The following is a 22,517-nucleotide window of genomic DNA, read 5'->3' as shown; positions in this document are numbered from 1 at the left end:
ACCCGCCAACAGACCGGCATTCGTCCTGCGCCGCAGCCGTTTCGGGTCGTTATCGCTCACCGGCTGCATCCTCCGCCGAGGTGCCCAGGTACGTCCTGACGACCCGACCTCGCGGACTGGTGACAACCTCGTAGTGAATGGTGCCCAAAGTCTCGGCCCAGTCCTGTGCGGTGGGTTCGCCGTCGGTGCCTGGGCCGAATAGGATCGCCTCGTCGCCCTCGCTGACATCGCCTGCGTCGGGACCGAGGTCGACGACGAACTGGTCCATGCAGATGCGGCCGACGTTGGGCCGCAGCCTTCCGTTGATGAGCACGTTCATTTGTCCGCTCAGGGACCGGAAGATTCCGTCGGCGTATCCGACCGGCAGCAGCGCCAGCGTGGTGTCACGGTCGGCGATCCAGGCGTGCCCGTAGGACACTCCGTCGCCGGCGCGGACCGACCTGACCAGTGTCACCGGACATTTGAGCGTCATCGCGGGCCGCAGCCCCGTGTCGCCGCGTTCGGGGATCGGATTCAGTCCGTATACCGCGATGCCGGTGCGGACGAGGTCATAGGCCAAGTCGGGGCGCGACATCGCGGCGGGCGAGTTGGACAGGTGCGCGATCTCGAAGTGCACCCCCCGGTCGCGGGCCTGGTCTCGCATCTCGGTCAGCCGCCGTGCCTGCAGGTCGTTGACGGGGTTGTCGGGGTCGTCGCCGTGCGCCAGATGCGACATGATGCCGCGCAGCCGGACCGCCCCGTCGGCCACCGCGGGCCGCAGTCCCGTCAGCATGGCCGGGAAGTCGGCCGGGCTCACGCCGTTGCGGCTCAGCCCGGTGTCGACCTTGACGGTGACGTTGGCGGTGACACCGGTGAGCTTGGCCGCTGCGAGCAGCTCGTGCAGCTGCCGCGGTGAGGACAGCGCCACCGCAACGTCGGACTGCAGCGCAGGGGCGAAGTCGGTGCCTGGCGGATGCAGCCACGCCAGCACGGGCGCGGTGATGCCTTCGCGGCGCAGCGCAAGCGCCTCGGAGATGGTGGCGACGCCGATCTCGGCCGCGCCCGCGGCCAGTGCCGCCCGTGCGACCTGGGGGGCGCCGTGGCCGTAGCCGTCGGCCTTGACAACCGTCATCACCTGCGCCGAGCCGGCGAGTTCGCGCAGGATGCGGACGTTGTTGGCGATCGCGCCGAGGTCGACCACCGCCTCGGCGTTTGCGCCGGGCGAAAGTGTTGTCGTCAGTTCGGTCGTGGACATCGTCATATCACCACCGCCGATTGTCCCAGACGCCCGGAATGCCCCTCGAAACTGCGAACAGATCGCGGATCTGCCGCTCAGCGCGATCTCCCAGCAGGCTCGGCGCTGACAACTAGCGCACGGTCGTGGCGATCGCCTTCGTCTGCAGGTACTCCTCGAACCCGGCAAGGCCCATCTCCCGGCCGAGGCCCGACTGCTTGTAGCCGCCGAAGGGCATATCGGCCGAGTACCAGATGCCGCCGTTGACGTTGACGGTGCCGACCCGCAGCCGCGACGCCACCCAGCCTGCCCGCACCTCGCCGCCGTACACGGTGCCGGACAGCCCGTAGGGCGAGTCGTTTGCGATGCGGACCGCCTCGGCGTCGCCGTCGTGGGCAAGCACGGTCAGCACCGGCCCGAAGATCTCCTCGCGCGCCACCCGCGCGTCGTTGGTCAACCCGCCGATCACCGTCGGCTCGATGTAGAAGCCGCGCGGCAGATGCGCCGGGCGACCGCCGCCGCACGCGAAGACGCCGCCCTCGTCGAGCGCCAGCCGCAGAAACCCCGCGATGCGGTCTCGCTGCCGCGCGGAGATCACCGGGCCGCACACCGTCGTGGGGTCCGCCGGATCACCGACCACGACCTCTTGCATCGCGGCCGCCGCGGCCGCCACGGCGTCGCGATAGCGGTCCCGTGGCACCAGCAGCCGCGACGTGAAGGCACATCCCTGTCCGGCGTGGCGGGCCACCGCAACGGCCGCCTTCGCGCACACGGTCTGCAGGTCGGCGTCGTCGAGCACGATGAAAGCCGATTTACCGCCGAGTTCCAGCAGGACCTTCTTCACCGACTGCGCGGCGGCCGTCATCACGGCGCTTCCCGTCACGGTCGATCCCGTGAACGAGACGAGATCCACGCGTGGATCGGATGCCAGTTGGGCTCCCACGCGGTGATCGCTGGATGTGACGATGTTGAGCACGCCGGGCGGGATATCGGTCTTCTCCGCGACGATCCGACCGAGTTCCGCTGCGCACCAAGGAGTATCGGGAGCAGGTTTGAGTACGACGGTGTTGCCTGCCGCCATGGCGGGACCGATCTTGGCCAGGTTGATCTGATGCGGGAAGTTCCACGGCGTGATCGCGCCGACGACTCCGTACGGTTCCCGCACGACCGTTCGCCTGCTCGCGATACCGAGTGGCGCGCAGACGCCGAGATCGGTTTCCCAGGAGTACTTTTCCGCAGTCCTGGCCGGGAATTCGAGATCGTCGACGGGTATCTGCAGTTGACCGCCGTAGGTCAGGGTGATCGGCGCGCCGACCTCGGCGACGGTGATGGCGCGCAGCATCTCGATCTCCGTGTTCAGCGCGTCGCGTAGCTGCCGCAGGCAATGAACCCGCAGGCTTGTGTCGCGTGGCCAGTCGGACTCGTCGAACGCCGTGCGGGCCGCAGCGACGGCGCGGTCCATATCGGTGGCGTCGCCGTCGGCCGCGGTGCCAAGCGGGTCCTGCGTCGCCGGGTTGATGGTGGCGAAAGTTCCACCGCCACCGTCAGTCAGGGTGCCGTCGATCAGCAGCGCGGTCGACTTGTCCGCGCTACGCGGGGCCACTGTGCACCCAGTCGCGTGACCGCACTCGCCATGTCGCTCTTGCATAATCGAGTTCCGAATGAGGCCATTGGGTGACGATGCGGCCCGACGGCGAGCGGTAATAGCTGTCGCACCGCGTCCAGATGGTCTGTGCCAGATCAGCGGAAATCTGTTCATTGAAACAGCGCTCGACGTCGGGACGAACATCGACGAAGCCGCCACGGCGCGCGATACGGCTGACGGCACTCGCGACAAGCCGAGCACCCGCCTCCAGGATGTAGATGATCGAGTTGGCGCCCTGGTTGGTGTTCGGGCCGTAGAGCATGAAGAAGTTCGGAAACCCGCTGACCGCCGTCCCGAGATAGGCCTGCGGGTCGCAACCCCAACGCTGGTGCAGGCTTTCGCCGTCGACGCCGACGACGTCAAGGCCCGAAAGGTAGCTGCTTGTCTCGAATCCCGTCGCGGCAACGATGGCGTCGACTTCGACCACCGTGCCGTCATCGGTGACGATTTCCGAGTCGGTGACACGGGCGATGGGGTCGGTGACGAGGTTGACATGATCGCGTTGCAGTGCGGTGTAGTACTTCTCGCCGAGCAGAACCCGCTTGCAGCGGAACGGGTACCGCGGCGTCAGCGCGTCGCGCAACCGGTCGTCGGCGACGTGCTTGTGCAGGAATTTACGGGACATTTCCTCGACGACGGCCATTCGCGGATGGTCGGGTGTCAGCGCGGTGTTGTCGTGCTGCAGCTTCCACAGCCGCCATCGTTGCAGCCACGATGCCCAGGGCAGCCGACGGTAGCGGGTCAGCTCGTCGGCACTGTAGGACCGATCCTCCTTCGGGACCATCCACGGCGGCGTGCGCTGGAAGACCGTCAATTCCCCTGCGACGTCCGCGAGTTCGGGCACGACCTGCACACCGCTGGCCCCTGTTCCGATCACCGCCACCCGTTTGCCGGTCAGGTCGACGGTGGCATCCCATTGCGCGGTGTGCATGAGCGTGCCTGAGAAGTCTGCGAGGCCGTCGATATCGGGGTACCGAACCGAGCCGAACAGCCCGACGGCGCTCACCACGACATCGGCGACCACGGTCTCGCCGTTCGTCAGGTGCACGTCCCAGTGTGACGCCTGCGCGTTCCATCCCATGCTGTGCACACCAGTGTTCAGCATCAGGTGTCTACGGAGGTCGAAGTCGTCGGCGACCGACTCCAGATAGTCGAGGATCTCCGGCTGATACGCGTAGGTGCGACTCCACGCGCGGTTCGGCGCGAACGAGAAGGAGTACAGATGGCTCTGGATGTCGCACGCCGCGCCCGGGTAGATGTTGCGGCGCCACGTCCCCCCGACGCCGTCGGCGCGTTCGATGATAGTCAGGTCGTCGAACCCTCTTCGCCGCAACGCCACTGCCGCAGCCAGCCCGCCGAAACCCGCACCGATGATCACCACTCGCGGCGACGGACGGCGACGTGTGAGCGCCATGATGCGGCCGGGCAGGTAGCGAAATACCGTCACGACGTCTCGTAGCCCTCTGGCGCGCCGCAGGCCCTCGAAGCGGCGAGGATGTCGGCGTATTCGGTTGGGCTGCCGTAGAAGAAGCTGCCCTGGCGGGTCTTCGCGTTGGCCTGGCCTTCGCGGTTGTAGTAGCCGGGCGTACACGCCTTCGCGCGCTCGGCGCTGGCCGCGGACCGCTCGACGATGGTGTCCACCCACGCTGCTTCGGCGTCGGCGGACGCCTCGAGCCGCTCTATCCCGTTCTCGAGCGCCCAGGCGATCACGCACGCCGTATGGGTTGCCTGGACGTCGAGTAGGTACGGGAAGTTCACGGTGAAGCCCGACTGGGCGATGCTCAGCACGAAGCTGTTCGGGAAGCCGTGCACGCTGACGCCGTGCAGTGTGCGGACGCCGTCGCCCCATTTCTCGGTCAGTGTCAGGCCGTCGCGTCCGACGAGATCGAACCCGGTGCGCCGCGAATAGTCGGTGCCGACCTCGAATCCGGTCGCGAAGATCAGACAGTCGACGAGGTGTTCGGTGCCGTCGACGACGACGCCGTCTGCGGTGATCCGCTCGACGCCAAGGCCTTTGGTGTCGACCAGCGTGACATTGTCGCGATTGAATGTCTGCAGGTAGTCGTCGTGGAAGCACGGCCGCTTGCAGAAGTAGCCATACCACGGCTTGAGTCCTTCTGCGGTGGCGCGGTCTACCACGATCGCGTCGACGCGGGCCCGGATCTCCTCCATCTTGGCGAAGTCGGCGAGTTCGACCGTGCGCAAACGGTCTTCGTCCGACATTCCCACGATGTTGCGCTGCCGCATCACGAAGAGCTTCTTGACGATGCTCGTCCAGGCGTCGTTGACCAGGTCTTCGTCGGCCTCGCCGCCTGCGGTGAGCAGCTGGAAGTTCTCGATGCGGTGACGCTGCCAGCCCTTCTTGAGGTCTGCCGACCATTCCGCATCGGTCGGCCGGTTGCCGCGCACATCGACCGTTGACGGGGTGCGCTGGAACACCAGCAGCCTGCCCGCCGACCTGCCAAGGTGCGGCACGCACTGGATCGCGGTCGCGCCGGTGCCGATGATGCCCACCCGCTTGTCCGCCAGCTTGGCCAGATCGGCACCGGTGTAGCCGTAGTCCCACCGGCTGGTGTGGAAGGCGTGCCCACGGAAGTCCATGATGCCTTCGATGCCGGGAAGTTTCGGCTTCTGCAGGTACCCGTTGGCCATCGACACGAACCGCGCCCGGATCGCATCGCCGCGGTTGGTGGAGATCACCCACCGCGAAAGCTCGTCGTTCCACCGTATTTGGGTGACTTCGGTCTGCAGGCAGGCGTCGCGGTACAGGTCGTAGTGTTCGGCGATGCGCCTGCAGTGCGCGAAGATCTCGTCGCCCTTCGCGTATTTCTCGGTCGGGAGGTAGCCGAGTTCCTCCAGCAGCGGCATGTACACGTAGGACTCGACGTCGCACGCGATGCCCGGGTATCGGTTCCAGTACCAGGTGCCGCCGACGTCGGCGGCCTTGTCGATGAGCCGAATGCTCTGCACACCGAGGTCCCGCAGTCGGGCCCCGGTCAGCAGTCCGCCGAATCCGGCGCCGATGATCGCGACGTCGACGTCGTCGTGCAACGGTGCCCGGGTGAAATGCGGATCGCGCCACGGGTCGTCGGCGAATCCCGCGAACGCTCCTGCGGTCTCGACGTACTGCGCGATGCCGTCCGGCCGCAGCCTCCTGTCGCGTTCGCGCGCGTACTTCTCCCGCAGAGCGTCGACGTCGAACGCCACCTCGGGGACTTGCACGGCCTCGCCCTCAGTGCGCGAACGGCTGCAGCTCGTCGAAATGCCCACCGGGCTTGAGCTCGTCGAGATGTCTGAGCGCGGTGGCGGTGTCGTCGCGCAGCGCACGCGCAAGGTCCATCGAGAACCCTTCGCGCACGACGATGCGCAGCACGGCGATGTCGGTGGCGTTCTCCGGCATGGTGTAGGCGGGCACCTGCCAGCCGTAGGCCCGCAGCGCATGCGAGACGTCGAACTCGGTGTAGCCCGGATTGCCCTTCAGCCGGAAGCTGACCACCGGGATCGCCGAACCGTCAGAGATCAACTCGAAGTGCTCGCTGTCGCGAAGTTGGTCGCCGAGCCAGCGCGCCGTCTGCGACAGGCATCCCATCACCTGGCTGTAGCCTTCGCGTCCCAACCGCAGGAAGTTGTAGTACTGGCCGATCACCTGGTTACCCGGCCGGGAGAAGTTCAGCGTGAAGGTCGGCATGTCGCCGCCGAGGTAGTTCACCCGGAAGACCAGCTCCTCGGGCAGATACTCATGGCTGCGCCACACCACAAACCCGATGCCGGGGTAGGTCAGGCCGTACTTGTGGCCGCTGACATTGATCGAAACCACCCGCGGCAGCCGGAAGTCCCAGATCAGGTCGGGATGCAAAAACGGGACGACGAAGCCGCCGCTTGCCGCGTCGACGTGCACGGGTATGTCCAGCCCGCCGTCGGCGGCCAGTTTGTCCAGCGCTTCGCAGATCTCGACGATCGGTTCCAGCTCACCGGTGAACGTGGTGCCCAGGATCGCGACCACGCCGATGGTGTCTTCGTCGATGTTCTCCAGCACCTGCTCGGACGTGATGACGTAGCGGCCCTTCTCCATCGGCAGGTACCGCGGCTCGACGTCGAAGTAGCGGCAGAACTTCTCCCACACCACCTGCACGTTGGAGCCCATCACCATGTTCGGCCTGCGCTTGCGCCAATCCTTGCCGACGCGTTCACGCCACCGCCAGCTCAACGCGAGTCCGGCCAGCATCACCGCCTCGCTTGATCCGATCGTGGAAACCCCTGTCGCGCTTGATGGGTCGTCGTCGCGCAGCCCCTCGGCATGGAACAGGTCGGCGACCATACACACGCAGCGTGCCTCGATCGCGGCGGTGGCCGGATACTCGTCCTTGTCGATCATGTTCTTGTCGAACGTTTCGGCCATCAGTTTCTCGGCCTGGGGGTCCATCCAGGTGGTCACGAACGTCGCCAGGTTCAACCGGGAGCTGCCGTCGAGCATCAGCTCGTCGTGGATGAACCGGTAGGCGGCATCAGGATTCATCGATTCGTCGGGCATCCGCAGCGACGGCACGGGCGCCATCGACATCCGCCCGGTGTATGCCGGTGCGATCACTGGGCCTTGGGTGTGCCTGGGGGGCATGAAAAGTCCTTTCGTGGCGATCTACAGACGAGCGACTGCGGTACGGACGTGGGCCAGGATGCGCGACGCGGAGGTGGGAGCGGGACGGGGTCCGGGGTCTACGGCCGAGAGGTTGGCGGCGTGGGCATGCACGAACGCCCCCGCGGCGGCCGCTTCACCGGCGGGCAGGCCCGCGGCGAGCAGCGCGCCGATGATGCCCGACAGCACGTCGCCCGATCCCGCGGTGGCCGCCCATGACTGGCCGGCCGGGTTGAGGTAGACGGGGCCGCCCGGCTCGGCGATGACGGTGATGTTGCCCTTCAGCAGCACCGTCGCCCCGAAGTGGTCGGCCAGCCTGCGGGTGGCCGCGACGCGGTCGTCGCCCGGCGGCGATCCACTCAGTCGGGCGAACTCCCCTGCGTGCGGCGTCAGCACCGTCGGCGCGGTGCGGTTGGCAAGAAGATCGGGATGCGCGGCGAGGATCGTCAGCGCGTCGGCGTCGACGATCACGGGCAGATTCGTGTCGAGCGCGAACCACAACGCCGAGGCGCCTGCGTCGTCGGTGCCGAGACCCGGTCCGACGACCCACGCCTGAACCCGACCCGCGGCCGAAGGGCTCGGCGATGCGATGACTTCGGGCCAATGCGAAAGCACTTGCTGTGCAGCACTTCCCGCGTAGCGCACCATGCCGGATGTGGCGGCCACCGCGGCGCCGGTGCACAACACGGCCGCACCCGGATACGTCGCCGAGCCGGCGAGGACGCCGGTGACACCCTGGGTGTACTTGTCGTCCTTGGGACCCGGCGTCGGCCAGCGGGCGGCGACGTCGGCCGCGTCGAAACTCATGACGTCGGGCGCAGGCAGGTCCAGGCCGATGTCGACCAGTTCGACGCGCCCGCAGTCCCCCAGCGCGTGAACAGGTTTGAGGCCACCGAACGTCACGGTCAGCGCGGCGTGCACGGCGGGGCCGCTGACGGCGCCGGTCGCCACGTCGACGCCGCTGGGGATATCGACGGCCACCACCGGGATTCCCGCCTCGTCGACGGCGGCGAATACCTCCGCGGCGGCCGGGCGCAACGCGCCGGTGCCGGAGATGCCGACGACACCGTCGATCACCAGATCGGTTGTCGCCGGGACGCTTTGCACCACCCGCCCGCCCGCCTTCTGGAAAGCGGCCAGCGCCTTGGAGTGGGTGTGTTCAGGATTGAGCAGGATGGCGGCGGCCGATGCGCCGCGGCGACGCAGCAACGTCGCGGCCCACAGCGCGTCACCGCCGTTGTCGCCGGAGCCGGCGACCGCGCAGACCGACCGACCCGCGATACCGCCGGTGCGCACACGAAGCTCGCGGGCGATCGCGGTGGCCAGGCCGCCGGCCGCCCGCCGCATCAGCACACCGTCGGGCAGCGACGCCAGCAGCGGTGCTTCGGCTTCGCGGATCGCATCAGCGGAGTAGTAGTACCGCATCGTTGCCCTAGGTTACGTGGCGCGGTGCTCATAACGACACAGATTTGACCGGCCGATTCGAGGAGGGGCCACTTGGCCTCCCGGCGCGGGTTTGCCGGTTACCAGTACCCGTGGGGCCCGCCACGGGGCTGTAGGACGCACCGCGAGGGCCTGGCCACCGGCAGAAGCACCGATCAGGCGTTGCTCTGCACCGGCAGTCTCTCGTCCACCGACACCAGGCCCTTCGGCCGCGGCCGAAAGGGCGCGGTCTTGCCGTGAGTTGCGTATATCACCAAGCCGACGAACATGAGGCCGCCGACCAGATTGCCGATTACCGTTGGGATCTCGTTCCACAGCAGGTAGTCGCCGATGGTGAAGTTGCCGCCGAGCAGGAGCCCGGACGGGAAGAGGAACATGTTCACGATCGAGTGCTCGAAACCAAGGTAGAAGAACACCATGATCGGCATCCACATCGCGATCACCTTGCCGGGCAGGCTGTCTGACATCATTGCGCCGACAACGCCGGTCGAAACCATCCAGTTGCACATCACGCCGCGGATGAACAGCGTAAGCATGCCTGCAGCGCCATGGTCGCTGTATCCCACCGTTCGGCCCTCACCGATTTTGCCGATTGCCTGGCCGACGGCGTCCGGCGGAATGTCAAAGCCGTAGGTGAAGTAGATCGCCATGAATACGGCCACGGTCAGCGCACCGGCGAAGTTGCCCAGGAAGACAAGTCCCCAGTTGCGAAGCATGGAACCGATAGTCACACCGGGACGCTTGTCGAGCCATGCCAGCGGCACGAGGGTGAACACCCCGGTCAGCAGGTCGAATCCGAGTAGGTGAAGCATGCAGAAGCCGACCGGAAAGAGTACGGCGCCCAAAAGGGGCTCACCGGTTTTGACCGTGATCGTCACCGCGAACGCGGCAGCGAGAGCAAGTACCGCTCCTGCCATGTAGGAGCGGATAAGAGTATCCCGGGTGGACATGAACACTTTGGACTCGCCGGCGTCGATGATCCGCATAGCGAGTTCCTGTGGTTTCACATATGACATGGGTTCATTCCTTCTCGAGGGTCACCAGTGGTAGGGGAGGAACTTGCCATCGATGGTCACGACGACGCGGTCGCCATCGGGATCCAGACGGCGGTCAAATGACACGTTGCAATTGATGGCGCTCATGATCCCGTCGCCGAATTCTTCGTGGATCAGGGCTTTCAAAGTCGGCCCGTAGACATTGATGAGCTCGACGAACCGGTAGATCGTCGGGTCGGACAACAGCGAATCGTCGGCCGTCCGGTAGGGCTGTCGCTGGATCGCCGCGACGGCCTCGTCGCTGAGGCCGAGCAGCTCCCCGATGGCCGAGGCTTCCTTGGCCGGCACCGGATGACTTCCCAGCAGGGCGGCGACGGTCCAGACGAGCGGCCGATCGATGTGGTCGGCCAGCTTCTGCCAACTGATGCCGGTCGCGGCGCGACGCTCTTCGATCTCTGAGGTCGGTGGCGTTGGGGGGTGGTACGCCATTCTCTTCTCCTTTGCGTGTTGGGAGCGGCGCGATCACCGTCGACCGCTGGTCCCTCTATGTCAGCCGCTGGCGCCGCGCCCGCAAATGGCAAGAGGCGCACACAATGCGGCAATTCGCGCATGGCCGCCGATCAACTGGGTCGATTAACTAGCGCGTAACGGACAGGGAAAGGCTTCGAAACTCCCCGGACGTAGCGTCCCCTCAACTCATGGATGCGGAGTCAGACGAATGGGGCCCCAAGCAAATCCCACGGCGACCGCGGTCGATTCCGACATGCTGTCGGCGGTGATCGACATGGCGCCGACCCCGCTGTGGGTCATAGGGTCCAACGGAAACGTTGCGTTGGCGAACCAGGCAGCGCTCGGCATGCTGGGCTACCGGTCTGCGGGTGATGTGATCGGAGCACCGAGCCACGACACCCTGCACGAGTGGCGGCCCGACGGTTCGCGGTACCCATCGGATTCCTGCCCGATCCTGGATGGGCGCGGTTCGCATGCCACGTCGGCGCCTGAGTGGTTCATCACCCGCGCGGGACGACCAATTCCCGTCACGTGGTCGACGCGGCCGATCGGTACCGGCGGCGCCCGACTGCTCTCCTTCGCCGATGCGACGGAACGACTGGCAGCCAAAGGAACCCACGACGACGAGCGTGATGTCCTCGCGGCCGTCGAAGCGGCCGCGGCCCCGTCACGTGCGGCGCTGCGGGCGAGCCTGCTGGCCCACGTACGCACCCGGTTCCGCGACCCGGGCTTCACCGCGGCCACCCTGGCCGCCGAGCTGCACGTCTCGCTTCGCTCGGTTCAACAGTTGCTGGCCGAGGAGGGCCGCTCTCCGGCGACCGAGATTCGCAGGAGGCGACTGGAATTCGCCAGTTCCCTCATCGCGCGCGGCACGTCGGTGCACCACGCCTGCCGGGCAAGTGGATTCAGTGAAACCGGCACTTTCACGCGCGCGTTCCGGCGCCACTTTGGGAAGTCCCCCAGTGAGTGGGCGCGAACGTCCGCTTGAGGCTTCGGAAGTGCCGACCTCGCGGCGCTTCTGCACACCTACTCGACGGTGACGGACTTCGCGAGGTTGCGTGGCTTGTCGACGTCGTAGCCGCGGGCCTGCGCCACACCTGCGGCGAACACCTGCAGCGGAATCGTTGACAGCAGCGGCTGGAGAAGCGTTGACACCGCGGGGATTTCGATCAGGTGGTCGGCGTACGGCCGGACCGTGTCGTCGCCCTCCTCGGCGATCACAATGGTGATCGCTCCGCGGGCCTGGATCTCGCGGATATTGCTCAACAGTTTGGAGTGCAGCACGGCCGCATTCTTGGGCGACGGCATCACGACGATGACCGGCAGGCCGTCCTCGATGAGGGCGATGGGGCCGTGCTTGAGCTCACCGGCCGCGAAGCCCTCGGCATGCATGTACGCGAGTTCCTTGAGCTTCAGCGCGCCCTCGAGCGCGACGGGATAGCCGACGTGGCGGCCGAGGAACAGCACGGTCTGCGACTTGGCGAACCGGCGGGCCAGCTCCGAGACGGGTTCCAGGGTCCCCAGCACCTGTTTGACCAGCTCGGGCATGTACTCCAGCTCGCGGAACTCGCGCTCCACCTCGTCGGGGTACTTGGTGCCGCGGGCCTGTGCGAGCGCGAGACCGACGAGATAGTTGGCCGCGATCTGCGCAAGGAACGTCTTGGTCGATGCGACCCCGATCTCGGGGCCCGCGCGGGTGTAGAGCACCGCGTCGCACTCGCGCGGGATCTGGCTGCCGTTGGTGTTGCAGATCGCCAGTACCTTGGCCTTCTGCTCCTTGGCGTGCCTCACGGCTTCCAGGGTGTCGGCGGTCTCGCCGGACTGCGAGATGGCGATCACCAGCGTGCTGCGGTCCAGCACAGGGTCGCGGTAGCGGAACTCGCTGGCCAGCTCGGCCTCGACGGGTAGCCGGGTCCAGTGCTCGATCGCGTATTTGGCCAGTAGCCCGGAGTGGTACGCGGTACCGCAGGCGACGATGAAGACCTTGTCGATCTCGCGCAGCTCCTGGTCGGAAAGGCGCTGCTCGTCGAGCACGATGCGGCCGTCGACGAAATGCCCGAGAAGGGTGTCGGCGACGGCGGCGGGCTGCTCGGCGATCTCCTTGAGCATGAAGTACTCGAAGCCGCCCTTCTCGGCGGCCGACAGGTCCCAGTCGATCCGGAAGGGTCGGGCACTGGCGTCGTCCGGGTTGCCGTGGAAGTCGGTGATCCGGTAGCCGTCGGCGGTGACCACGACGGCCTGATCCTGGCCGAGCTCGACGGCGTCGCGGGTGTATTCGATGAACGCCGCCACGTCTGAGCCGACGAACATTTCTCCGTCGCCGACACCGAGTACCAGCGGTGTGGATCGGCGGGCGGCGATGATCGTGCCCGGCTCGTCGGCGTTGGCGAACACCAGCGTGAAGTGGCCCTCGAGCCGGGGTAGCACGGCGAAGACGGACTGCGCGAAATCGCCCGCGGTGTCGCCGTCGCGATATTGCTGGCCGACGAGATGAACGGCGACCTCGGTGTCGGTGTCGCTGGCGAACTCCACGCCGCCGGTTTCCAGCTCCTGCCGCAGCTCGGCGTAGTTCTCGATGATTCCGTTGTGGACGACCGCGATCTTGCCCGACTGGTCTCGGTGCGGGTGGGCGTTGCGGTCGGTCGGCCTGCCGTGGGTGGCCCACCGGGTGTGGCCCAGACCGGTGCTGCCGACGAGGCTTGCGGCATCGACCTCGGCCAGCGCCGCTTCGAGGTTGGCGAGACGTCCGGCGCGTCGCCGCACGGTGAGCCCGCCGACACCGTCGAGCAGGGCGACACCGGCGGAGTCGTAACCGCGGTACTCCATCCTGCGCAGCGCGTCGACGACGACCCCGCGAGCGTCCCGCGTCCCGACGTAGCCGACGATTCCACACATAGGTATCAAGCCTAGACGACTATCCAGCTAACTGCACAGTCGCCGTGACGACGGCGATAACGTAGGTTTTCGTACCTAAAGGAGCGCTAGGCGCAAAGCTGGATGAACCCGAGTGGGCCGCTTAGGCACGGTGGTGGCGGTGGCCCGTAGTTGTTCCAGCCGCCGTAGTTGTACCCGCCGCCGTACCCGCCGCCCCATGCTGGTGGTGGTGGCGGTGGCGCAGGCAGCCATGGGCCAGGACCCCAGCCGGGACCAAACTGCGCGAAGTCCGCCTGTACCGGCGGCGCCGCATTCGCTGTGCCCGCACCGACGCCAACAGCCGCGAACCCGAGTGCCCCGGCGATGCCGAGACCCGCTGCGATGTTCCTCAGATTTTTCATGTGAACTCCCGAATTGACTCGTTCACTGCACGACGAATGCCGTTCCAGGACACCGTGACCCGTCCCCTGATGTCTGACTTTGACGTTACTCCACGTCGTATGTGTAGACGCTGTGAAGAGATTATGTATCCCGGCGCAGGCCGCTGATCTCGGCCGGCAGCGCCACCACCCCGAGCAGCGCGACAGGCCGACGCAATTTCACAAAGGAGGACCCTAACGTCGAGGTTACGGCTGTGGGCTACGGTCGTCAGGTGGCCAGCACGAAGAAGCTCTTCGCCGCCTTGAAACGGCGCGGGCCGCATCGCGTGCTGCGCGGCGACCTGGCATTCGCCGGTCTGCCCGGCGTGGTGTACACCCCCGAATCCGGGTTCAACCTTCCCGGCGTCGCGTTCGCGCACGAATGGCTGACCTCGGCGGAGCGCTACGAGGGCACCCTCGAGCATCTGGCTTCGTGGGGCATCGTCGCGGCCGCGCCAGACACCGAGAAGGGCATCGCACCGTCGGTGCTGAACCTGGCGTTCGACGTCGGCACCACGCTGGACATCATCGCCGGGGTGCGCCTTGGCGAGGGGAAGATCAGCGTGCATCCCACCAAGCTCGGCATCGTGGGCCACGGCTTCGGCGCGTCGACCGCGGTGTTCGCCGCCGCAGGCATGGCGGCAAAGCCGAAGGCCGTCGTAGCGGCGTTTCCGACGGTGACCAAACCACGCGCCGAGGAAGCCGCCGCGACGTTGAAGGTCCCCGGCCTGATCCTCACCGACCCCGGCGATCCGATGTCGTTGCGGTCCAATGCGATCGAGTTGGCCCGGGTGTGGAAAACCGCGACGCTGCGCGCCATGCCGAAGGCCAAGGCGGGCGGCCTGATCGAGGGTCGCCGCCTGGCCAGGGTCGTCGGCCTGCCCGGCGCCGACCGCGACACCCAGAAGATGGTGCGGGCGCTGATGACGGGCTATCTGCTGCACATGCTGACCGGCGACAAGACCTACCGCGACTTCGCCGACCCCGAAGTGGATCTGCCCAAGGCGGCGACGATGGATCCGTTCGCCGACGACCCCGTTGACCTGGAGAACAAGGTCGTCGCGCTGCTGAAGCCTTAAGGAGACCTCGATGCGAACCGGAATCTTTCTCAATTACGCGGGCGGTTTCCTGGAAGCCGTCGACGAGGTCGTCGAGTTGGAGAAGATCGGCGTGGATATCGCGCTCGTCGCCGAGGCGTACTCGTTCGACGCGGTCAGCCAGCTTGGGTTCCTCGCGGCGAGGACGTCGCGGATCGAGCTGGGCTCCGGCGTCGTCCCGATCTACACCCGTACCCCGTCACTGCTGGCGATGACGGCCGCCGGGCTGGATTACGTCTGCGACGGCCGGTTCCGGTTGGGCATCGGGACGTCGGGGCCGCAGGTGGTGGAGGGCTTCCACGGCGTCCCGTTCGACGCCCCCCTCGGCCGCACCCGTGAGGTCGTCGAGATCTGCAGGCAGGTGTGGCGCCGCGAAGACGTGGAGTTCGACGGCAAGTACTACCAGCTGCCGCTCCCCCACGACCGCGGCACAGGACTCGGTAAGCCGCTGCACCTGATCAATCACCCTGTCCGCGAACGCATTCCAATCACCATCGCCGCCCTTGGGCCGAAGAACGTTGAGCTGACCGCCGAGATCGCCGAGGGCTGGCAGCCGGTGTTCTTCTATCCGGAGAAGGCCGACGAGGCCTGGGGTGACTCGCTGCGCGCAGGTATGGCCAACCGCGACCAGGAGCTTGGGCCGCTCGACATCATGGTCAGCGCCACCCTGGCCATCGGCGACGACGTCGAAGATCGGCTGGCGTGGGCGAAACCGCAACTGGCGCTCTACATCGGCGGCATGGGCGCTCGCGGCAAGAACTTCTACCACAATCTGGCGACCCGCTACGGGTTCGGCGAGGTAGCCGATCACATCCAGGATCTCTACCTGTCCGGCAAGAAGGTCGAGGCGATCGATGCGGTGCCAGACGATTTGGTGCGGCACGTATCGCTCATCGGGCCAAGCGGTTTCGTCAAGGAACGCGTTGCCGCCTTCGCGGAGGCCGGAGTGACGACGTTGCTGGTGCATCCGCTGACGGGCGACCGGCGCGAGTCGGTGCGCTTCGTCGAGGAGCTACAGGGCCTGCTGCCCTAGCCTGCGTCGATTTGCACCACCATCGTCACGGCCCCGCCTGGGGCAGCTCGTCGGCGGCGATCTCGCACGGCGTCTCGGCTCCGACCGCTTCGGCGTTTGGCGGCGGGTCCACGATGGGCTGGGTAGGCGGTGGCATCGGTGCCTGCGGCGGCGTCGGGGCCGAATCTGGCGAGGCAACATCGTCGACGGGGTCATCCGAGCACACGTCGACGGGCTCTGCAGCGGGATCATCGACTTCGGTGAGATCGTCTGTCTCTGAGTCGGATTCGTCTTCGCCGTCTTCGTCGACCACCGACTTCTCGTCATCGGTGCCCGGCTCGTCTTCGCCGATGGCGTTGTCCTCCAGCGGTGCCGGATCGGGCAGCGCGTCGTCAGGGCGGTTGACGAGACCGCCGATGGTGTCGGCTAGCTGAGAGCCGAGCCCGGCAAGCCCGCCTGCGGCGCCGGGCAATCCGCCACCCAGCTCACCGAGCGGCGGCGTCGACGGCATCGCCGGTGGCACAGACGGTGGTGGTGTCGCAAGCGCGGGGGCTGCCGGCATCGACGCTGCGAGCGGTTCCGGTGCGGCGGCCAAGGCCGGTGCCGGAGCGGCCGTCGGCCCGAGGCCCTGGGCGATCGCCGCAGGAAGCGGACCCATCGACGCCGCCGGCACTGTGCCCGCCACCTCGGCCACCGGGGCACTGGCGGGTGACGACGGCATCGACACCGGGCCGAGATCGCCGGGCACCTCGAACGGTGCGGCGGGGGCATCGGTCAGGATGCTGGTCGCGTCATCGAAGGCGGTGGAAACGGCGGCCATCGCCTTCTGCATCGCGGTCAACCAGTCGGATCGAATGTCGTTGTCCACGAAGGGCTTCACCCGCTGGTCGATGAGCTCGCTCGCCATTGCGCGGTCGCCGGATCCTGTGGTCACCGTCCGCGTCGCGGCCAGCCATTCGGCACGCTCGGTCTGGCGGCGCTCCTCGATCGCCACGGCTGCGCCGACCTTGTCGTCGACCGCGTGCCACAGCTCGTCGCGAAGTGCGGCGAGGGCATCGGCTGCATTGCGCACCGCCGACGCCACCGCCGCGGACGCCTCAACGTGCCGGACCAGAAACTCGCGTGAGGCATCGCCGCCGCGCCCCTGCCACGCGCCTGCCAGTGGGCCGAGCTGCTGTTGCTGCACCCGTTGCGCGCTGTCCGCCGCCGCTGCGGCCGCGTCCAAGGCCGCGCGATCCGCATCCAGCGCCCGCAGGTCCAACCCGTCTTCGCTGCCGTACCAGTCACGCACCTGTGCGGCGTGCAGCGTGAGATCCGGATTCTGGTAGCCGACCAGATGGCACGCCCACACGTACTCGCCGACGGTTTCGACGGCGGGACGCCCGTCGCCAAGCCGCGCGGTGACGTCGAGCGGTTCAGCCATGACTCAGCCGATCCGTCGCGCGCCGCGGTCGTCGACGTCGACGTAACGATCTGCACACGAACGCAGCTCGGCGGCGATCTCGGTGGCGGCGCGTGCCCACTGGTGCAGCCGGTGCACCAACTCGTCGATCGCCAGGCGTAGGGCGTCGCCGTGTGCTGTGTGTATGCGACCCGCGACCGCGCCGTCGAACCGAAGGCCGGTCAGATGAGTTCGAATGGCGGCGTCGACGATGTCGGCGGCCGTGTCGTACTGGCGTGCAGCGTCGAGCACCGCCGCAACGTCGACACGCGCGGTGTCAGGTTCTCCCACACAAACTTCGACGTCGGCGAAACCCTCCAGGTTCCACCGGAGTTCAGCGTTGTTCGCTGACCGATTCGGCGACGCGGATGGCCAATTGCCGGGCGGTGTCCTCGTCGGCGGCTTCCACCATTACCCGCACCATCTGCTCGGTCCCCGAGGGCCGCAACAGGATTCGGCCGGTGTCACCCAGCTCGGCTTCGGCTTTGGCCACGGCCGTGCGCACCGAGGGTGCATCGGCGACGGTGGCCTTGTCGTGCACCTCGACATTGATCAGCACCTGAGGCAGCTGCTTCATGACCGACGCCAGCTCGGCCAGCGGCGCGCGGGTCTGCGCCATCCTCGACATCAGCCGCAGCCCGGTGACAATACCGTCGCCGGTGGTACCAAGTGCCGGCATGACGAGGTGGCCGGACTGCTCGCCGCCGAGCGAGTACTCCCCCGCCCGCATCTCCTCGAGCACGTAGCGGTCGCCGACGCCGGTGGTGCGGACCTCGATGCCGGCCGCGCGCATCGCAAGGTGCAGGCCAAGGTTGCTCATCACTGTGGTGACGAGCGTGTTGAACGCCAGCTCGCCGGCCTCCTGCATCGCGAGCGCAAGGATCACCATGATGGCGTCACCATCGATGATGTCGCCGTTGGCGTCGACGGCCAGGCAGCGGTCGGCATCACCGTCATGGGCCAGCCCGAGGTCGGCGCCCCGGGACACCACCGTCTGCTGCAGCGTCTCCATATGCGTCGAACCGCAACCCGCGTTGATGTTCAGCCCGTTGGGCTCGGCGTTGATCGCGATGACGTTCGCGCCCGCGGCGCGGTATGCCCGTGGCGCGGCCGCCGACGCGGCGCCGTTGGCGCAGTCGACGACGACGGTCAGCTCGTCGAGGCGGGTGGTGAGCGCCTTGCCTGCGTGGCGCAGGTAACGATCGAGTGCGTCGTCGGCGTCGACGACCCTGCCGATGGCCGCACCGACCGGACGCTCTCCCGGCCCGGCCGCGAGCAGTTCTTCGATGCGGTCCTCGGTGGCGTCGTCGAGCTTGTGCCCGCCCGCGCCGAAGATCTTGATGCCGTTGTCGGGCATCGGGTTGTGCGACGCCGAGATCATCACGCCGAACTCGGCGTCGTAGGCATTGGTCAGATAGGCGACCGCGGGCGTTGGCAGCACACCGACCCGAAGCGCGTCGACGCCCTCGCTGGTCAGCCCCGCGATGACCGCGGCCTCCAGCATCTCGCCGCTGGCCCGCGGATCGCGGCCGACCACGGCGACGCGACGGCGTGCCCGCGAGGAGTTTGCCAGCCGACGCGCCGCCGCCGAGCCCAGCCCGAGGGCCAGCTCAGCGGTCAGATTGCGATTGGCGACCCCGCGGACTCCGTCGGTGCCGAACAGGCGAGCCATCGGTCAAATTTCTCATAGATGACCCCGGAAGACACAACCGCCTCCCCGGCGAGCGACCGTGTCTGCGCACGAAACGCCGCGAAATCGCGTACAGAACCGGTCGCTCGCGCGGATCGAGATAGGGAAACACCCTATTTATCTGCAGCGGAGCACTCGATAACGTCGCCAGGGACGAAAGGAAACCCCATGCGCAGCGACCTGTTCTCCCCGCAGAACGCCGAAGCCCAAACCACTCAGCCGGGCATGAAGTTGCAGAACGGCAAGATGCTCAAGGTCGCGCTCAACGGCGAGATGATGGTGCGCCAGGGCGCCATGGTGGCCTACCAGGGCAACATCTCGTTCCAAGGACAGGGCGCCAGCGGCGTCGGCCAGTTCGTCAAGCAGCATCTGACCGGCGAAGGCGTCCCGCTGATGAGGTGTACCGGCACCGGCGACATGTTCCTCGCCGACCTGGCCTCCGACATCCACCTCATCGACCTCGAGGGCGGACACGACGGCCTGACCATCAACGGCAAGAACGTGCTCGCGTTCGAGCCGACGCTGTCCTACGACATCCGCCGGGTGCAGGGCGCCGGGATGCTCTCGAACGCGGGCTTGTTCAACTGCGTGTTCTCGGGTCAGGGCCGCATCGCGATCACCACGAAGGGCACGCCGGTGGTGCTGCAGGTCGACCAGCCGACCTACGCCGACCCGCAGGCCGCGGTGTGCTGGTCGGCCTCACTGCAGACCGGCTTCCACCGCGCCGACCAGTTCGGCCTCGGCACGCTGATCGGCCGTACCACCGGCGAGGCCTTCACGATGTCGTTCAACGGTCAGGGCTTCGTCGTCGTGCAGCCCTCAGAAGAGGTGCCCGGCTCGTTCGTCAGCGGCACGGGCGGCGGCCAGCAGGCGGGCCAACCCGGGTCCGCCGCCGCAGGGATCCTCGGAAACTTCCTCGGCCGCTAAACGCACACCGCCCGGCATGCGCGTGGCATACCGGGCGGTGAGGTGAAGCAGATCAGCGCTTGGAGTACTGAGGCGCCTTGCGGGCCTTCTTGAGTCCGTATTTCTTGCGCTCGATGGCCCGCGGGTCGCGGGTCAGGAAGCCGGCCTTCTTCAGCGCGGGCCTGTCCTCGGGCTGCACCACGATCAGTGCGCGGGAGATCGCCAGGCGCAGCGCGCCCGCCTGCCCGGAGGGGCCGCCGCCGTCGAGGTGGGCGTAGATGTCGAAGGCGTCAACCCGATCCACGGTCACCAGCGGAGCCTTGATGAGCTGCTGGTGCACCTTGTTGGGGAAGTAGGCCTCCAGCGTCCGCCCGTCCAGATGGAACTGGCCGGTGCCGGGAACCAGACGCACCCGAACCACGGCCTCCTTGCGGCGACCGACGGTCTGGATGGGACGGTCGATGATGACCGGTTCGCGCGGCTCACGCGGCGGCTCGGGAGCCGCCTCGGTCTCGGCCTCGGTCACGGGCGCGACGGCCTCGGGGGCTTCGGTCGCCTCTGCGGCGGCCTCGGTCACCTCTGGAGCCTCGGCTTCCGTGGTTTCGGTGGTATCGGTTGGCTCGGTCACTGGCTCACCTGCTTGATCTCGTACGGCACCGGCTTCTGCGCGGTGTGCGGATGCTCCGGGCCGGCGTAGACCTTCAGTTTCTTCTGGACCTGACGGCTGAGCTTGTTGTGCGGCAGCATGCCGACGATCGCCTTCTCGACGACGCGGTCGGGATGCTTCTGCATCTCGGTGCCGAGCGAACGCGCCCTCAGACCACCTGGGAAACCCGAGTGGCGGTAGGCGAACTTGTTCTGGAGTTTGTCGCCGCTGATGGCGACCTTGTCGGCGTTGATGATGACGACGAAATCGCCGCCGTCGACATTGGGCGTGAATGTCGGCTTGTGCTTGCCGCGCAGCAACTTGGCTGCTTCAACGGCGAGCCGGCCGAGCACCACGTCGGTGGCGTCGATGACGTACCACGTGCGCGTGGTGTCACCCGCCTTCGGCGTGTACGTAGGCACAGCGCTTACCTTCTCTTCTCGGGTTGGATCCCGGTGTGACCCGGGCTGCCGGTCAGGCGTGACGACTGGGCGGTTCTCGGCGACCGACGTTGACCCGAGGACCCGTGCATACCGCACGCCAACCGAGCAGCATACCGGCGGGTGTCGTCGCAGGTCAAAACGCGCAAGGGCCCCGGAAGCCGAGGCGGTCCGGGGCCCTGCGCCAGCTCAGCGGTAGTCGATGACGATGCGGCCGTCGATCTGCCCGCGCTCCATCTTGTCGAACACCTCGTTGATGTCGTCCAACCCGGCGCTCTGCACGGTCGGGTGGATCAAGCCGCGGGCGTAGAAGTCCAGCGCCTCGGCCATGTCCTGCCGCGTGCCGACGATCGAACCGCGGATCGTCAGGCCCTTCAGCACGATGTCGAAGATCGGTGCCGGAAAATCGCCAGGCGGCAGCCCGTTGAAGACGATGGTGCCGCCGCGCCGGGTCAGACCGATGGCCTGTCCGAACGCCTGCGGATGCACCGCCGTGACGAGCACGCCGTGCACGCCTCCGGTGGCCGCCTGCACGGCCTCGACGACGTCGGTGGTCTTGGCGTTGACGACCACCTCGGCGCCGAGTTGCTTGGCGAGGGCGAGCTTGGAGTCGTCGATGTCGACGGCCACGACCCGCAGCCCCATGGCGCGCGCGTACTGCACGGCGATGTGTCCGAGGCCGCCGATGCCGGAGATCGCCACCCACTGACCGGGCCGCGTATCGGTCACCTTCAGGCCTTTGTAGACGGTGACGCCTGCGCACAGGATGGGCGCAATTTCGAGCGGGTCCACGTTGTCCGGGATGCGCGCCGCGTAGGCGGCGTTGACGAGCATGTAGCTCCCGAAGCTGCCGTTGACGGAGTAGCCGCCGTTCTTCTGGCTCTCACACAGCGTCTCCCAACCGGTTCGGCAGTACTCGCACGTGCCGCACGCCGACCACAGCCATGCATTGCCGACCTTGTCGCCGACCTTGAGGTCGTCGACGCCCTCGCCGAGCGCGACGACGGTTCCGTAGCCCTCGTGGCCGGGAATGAACGGCGGTTGCGGCTTGACAGGCCAATCTCCGTGTGCGGCATGAAGATCGGTGTGGCAGACGCCGGAGGTTTCCAGCTTCACCAGCGCTTCACCGTGGCCCGGTGTGGGTAGGTCGAGTTCGGTGACCTGTAACGGTGCGCCGAATTCGGTGACGACGGCTGCCCGCATGGTTTCGGCGGTATCGGAGGCGCTTGGTGCGCCGAGTGTCTGTGTCATTTCCTTATTCCAATCCTGAAAGTGGTTTGTCGGTAGAGTCTTTGGTCGTCAGAAGAAGCCTTGGGCCTTGTTGCTGTAGGACACCAGCAGGTTCTTGGTCTGCTGGTAGTGGTCGAGCATCATCTTGTGGTTCTCCCGGCCGATGCCCGACTGCTTGTAGCCGCCGAACGCCGCGTGCGCGGGATAGGCGTGATAGCAATTCGTCCACACCCGGCCGGCCTTGATGTCACGGCCCGCCCGATAAGCGACGTTGCCGTCACGGCTCCACACACCGGCACCCAACCCGTAGAGGGTGTCGTTGG

At 67.2% G+C, this 22,517-nt stretch carries 21 protein-coding genes; 4 read left to right on the top strand and 17 right to left on the bottom strand.

What is annotated here, in order from left to right:
- Nucleotides 1–49: 49 nt before the first annotated feature.
- The 8 genes from alr to cynS all read right to left on the bottom strand — a co-directional run bounded on the left by alr (nucleotide 50) and on the right by cynS (nucleotide 10,418).
- Nucleotides 50–1,234 carry an alanine racemase gene (gene alr / locus D6M19_RS27325; RefSeq protein ID WP_123028473.1) on the bottom strand — a complete coding sequence of 395 codons (1,185 nt, stop codon included), beginning with the start codon at nucleotides 1,232–1,234 and terminating at the stop codon, nucleotides 50–52.
- 112 nt (nucleotides 1,235–1,346) lie between these two features.
- Nucleotides 1,347–2,816: an aldehyde dehydrogenase gene (locus D6M19_RS27320; RefSeq protein ID WP_234835071.1), complete on the bottom strand. Its 1,470-nt coding sequence runs from the start codon at nucleotides 2,814–2,816 to the stop codon at nucleotides 1,347–1,349.
- A complete protein-coding gene (locus D6M19_RS27315) occupies nucleotides 2,803–4,272 on the bottom strand; it encodes a flavin-containing monooxygenase (RefSeq protein WP_123028472.1) in 1,470 nt (489 codons plus the stop codon). The genes D6M19_RS27320 and D6M19_RS27315 overlap by 14 nt, the downstream gene beginning before the upstream one ends.
- A 29-nt stretch (nucleotides 4,273–4,301) precedes the next feature.
- Nucleotides 4,302–6,080 carry a flavin-containing monooxygenase gene (locus tag D6M19_RS27310; protein ID WP_234835070.1) on the bottom strand — a complete coding sequence of 593 codons (1,779 nt, stop codon included), beginning with the start codon at nucleotides 6,078–6,080 and terminating at the stop codon, nucleotides 4,302–4,304.
- A gap of 10 nt (nucleotides 6,081–6,090) precedes the next feature.
- Complete coding sequence (locus D6M19_RS27305) at nucleotides 6,091–7,473, bottom strand: glutamate decarboxylase (RefSeq protein WP_123028418.1); 1,383 nt, start codon at nucleotides 7,471–7,473, stop codon at nucleotides 6,091–6,093.
- Nucleotides 7,474–7,494: 21 nt separating this feature from the next.
- On the bottom strand, nucleotides 7,495–8,916 hold the full coding sequence (locus D6M19_RS27300; RefSeq protein WP_123028417.1) for an NAD(P)H-hydrate dehydratase: 1,422 nt from the start codon (nucleotides 8,914–8,916) through the stop codon (nucleotides 7,495–7,497).
- Nucleotides 8,917–9,089: 173 nt separating this feature from the next.
- Nucleotides 9,090–9,950 (bottom strand): formate/nitrite transporter family protein, encoded by an 861-nt coding sequence (locus D6M19_RS27295; protein WP_123028416.1) that lies wholly within the window; start codon nucleotides 9,948–9,950, stop codon nucleotides 9,090–9,092.
- Between the two features lie 21 nt (nucleotides 9,951–9,971).
- A complete protein-coding gene (gene cynS / locus D6M19_RS27290; protein WP_123028415.1) occupies nucleotides 9,972–10,418 on the bottom strand; it encodes a cyanase in 447 nt (148 codons plus the stop codon).
- Nucleotides 10,419–10,647: 229 nt separating this feature from the next.
- Here cynS and D6M19_RS27285 point away from each other — a divergent pair, with 229 nt between their 5' ends.
- On the top strand, nucleotides 10,648–11,427 hold the full coding sequence (locus D6M19_RS27285; protein ID WP_123028414.1) for a helix-turn-helix domain-containing protein: 780 nt from the start codon (nucleotides 10,648–10,650) through the stop codon (nucleotides 11,425–11,427).
- Nucleotides 11,428–11,465: 38 nt separating this feature from the next.
- Here the strand turns inward: D6M19_RS27285 and glmS are convergent, their stop codons facing one another.
- Nucleotides 11,466–13,334 carry a glutamine--fructose-6-phosphate transaminase (isomerizing) gene (gene glmS / locus D6M19_RS27280; RefSeq protein ID WP_123028413.1) on the bottom strand — a complete coding sequence of 623 codons (1,869 nt, stop codon included), beginning with the start codon at nucleotides 13,332–13,334 and terminating at the stop codon, nucleotides 11,466–11,468.
- A gap of 86 nt (nucleotides 13,335–13,420) precedes the next feature.
- A complete protein-coding gene (locus D6M19_RS27275; protein ID WP_123028412.1) occupies nucleotides 13,421–13,714 on the bottom strand; it encodes a hypothetical protein in 294 nt (97 codons plus the stop codon).
- Nucleotides 13,715–13,965: 251 nt separating this feature from the next.
- Between D6M19_RS27275 and D6M19_RS27270 the strand changes: the two genes are divergently transcribed.
- Together D6M19_RS27270 and D6M19_RS27265 are read left to right on the top strand one after the other, a co-directional pair.
- Nucleotides 13,966–14,811, top strand: coding sequence for a dienelactone hydrolase family protein (locus tag D6M19_RS27270; protein WP_123028470.1), 846 nt, complete (start codon nucleotides 13,966–13,968; stop codon nucleotides 14,809–14,811).
- 10 nt (nucleotides 14,812–14,821) lie between these two features.
- Nucleotides 14,822–15,862, top strand: a complete 1,041-nt coding sequence (locus tag D6M19_RS27265; RefSeq protein WP_123028411.1) for an LLM class F420-dependent oxidoreductase — start codon at nucleotides 14,822–14,824, stop codon at nucleotides 15,860–15,862.
- 25 nt (nucleotides 15,863–15,887) lie between these two features.
- Here D6M19_RS27265 and D6M19_RS27260 read toward each other — a convergent pair whose 3' ends face one another.
- From D6M19_RS27260 to glmM, 3 genes are read right to left on the bottom strand one after another with little or no spacing between them, the layout of a single operon-like run.
- Entirely contained in the window at nucleotides 15,888–17,264 is a 1,377-nt protein-coding gene (locus tag D6M19_RS27260; protein WP_123028410.1) for a hypothetical protein, read from the bottom strand.
- 3 nt (nucleotides 17,265–17,267) lie between these two features.
- The gene (locus D6M19_RS27255) at nucleotides 17,268–17,573 is read right to left on the bottom strand and encodes a type VII secretion target (RefSeq protein WP_123028409.1); all 306 of its coding nucleotides are present in this window, start codon (nucleotides 17,571–17,573) and stop codon (nucleotides 17,268–17,270) included.
- A 43-nt stretch (nucleotides 17,574–17,616) separates the two neighbouring features.
- Nucleotides 17,617–18,954, bottom strand: a complete 1,338-nt coding sequence (glmM, locus tag D6M19_RS27250; protein WP_123028408.1) for a phosphoglucosamine mutase — start codon at nucleotides 18,952–18,954, stop codon at nucleotides 17,617–17,619.
- A 186-nt stretch (nucleotides 18,955–19,140) separates the two neighbouring features.
- Here glmM and D6M19_RS27245 point away from each other — a divergent pair, with 186 nt between their 5' ends.
- A complete protein-coding gene (locus D6M19_RS27245; protein WP_123028407.1) occupies nucleotides 19,141–19,899 on the top strand; it encodes an AIM24 family protein in 759 nt (252 codons plus the stop codon).
- Nucleotides 19,900–19,951: 52 nt separating this feature from the next.
- Here the strand turns inward: D6M19_RS27245 and rpsI are convergent, their stop codons facing one another.
- The 4 genes from rpsI to D6M19_RS27225 all read right to left on the bottom strand — a co-directional run.
- Nucleotides 19,952–20,455 (bottom strand): 30S ribosomal protein S9, encoded by a 504-nt coding sequence (rpsI, locus tag D6M19_RS27240; RefSeq protein WP_123028469.1) that lies wholly within the window; start codon nucleotides 20,453–20,455, stop codon nucleotides 19,952–19,954.
- 47 nt (nucleotides 20,456–20,502) lie between these two features.
- Nucleotides 20,503–20,946: a 50S ribosomal protein L13 gene (gene rplM / locus D6M19_RS27235; protein WP_123028406.1), complete on the bottom strand. Its 444-nt coding sequence runs from the start codon at nucleotides 20,944–20,946 to the stop codon at nucleotides 20,503–20,505.
- A 207-nt stretch (nucleotides 20,947–21,153) separates the two neighbouring features.
- On the bottom strand, nucleotides 21,154–22,215 hold the full coding sequence (adhP, locus tag D6M19_RS27230) for an alcohol dehydrogenase AdhP (RefSeq protein WP_123028405.1): 1,062 nt from the start codon (nucleotides 22,213–22,215) through the stop codon (nucleotides 21,154–21,156).
- A gap of 48 nt (nucleotides 22,216–22,263) precedes the next feature.
- Nucleotides 22,264–22,517: aldehyde dehydrogenase family protein (locus D6M19_RS27225; RefSeq protein ID WP_123028404.1), on the bottom strand; the 254-nt coding region annotated here is incomplete at its 5' end.

It is taken from the genome of Mycolicibacterium stellerae (genome assembly GCF_003719305.1).
In the GTDB taxonomy this organism is placed as follows: domain Bacteria; phylum Actinomycetota; class Actinomycetes; order Mycobacteriales; family Mycobacteriaceae; genus Mycobacterium; species Mycobacterium stellerae.
This window is presented reverse-complemented; position numbering and strand designations above follow the sequence as displayed.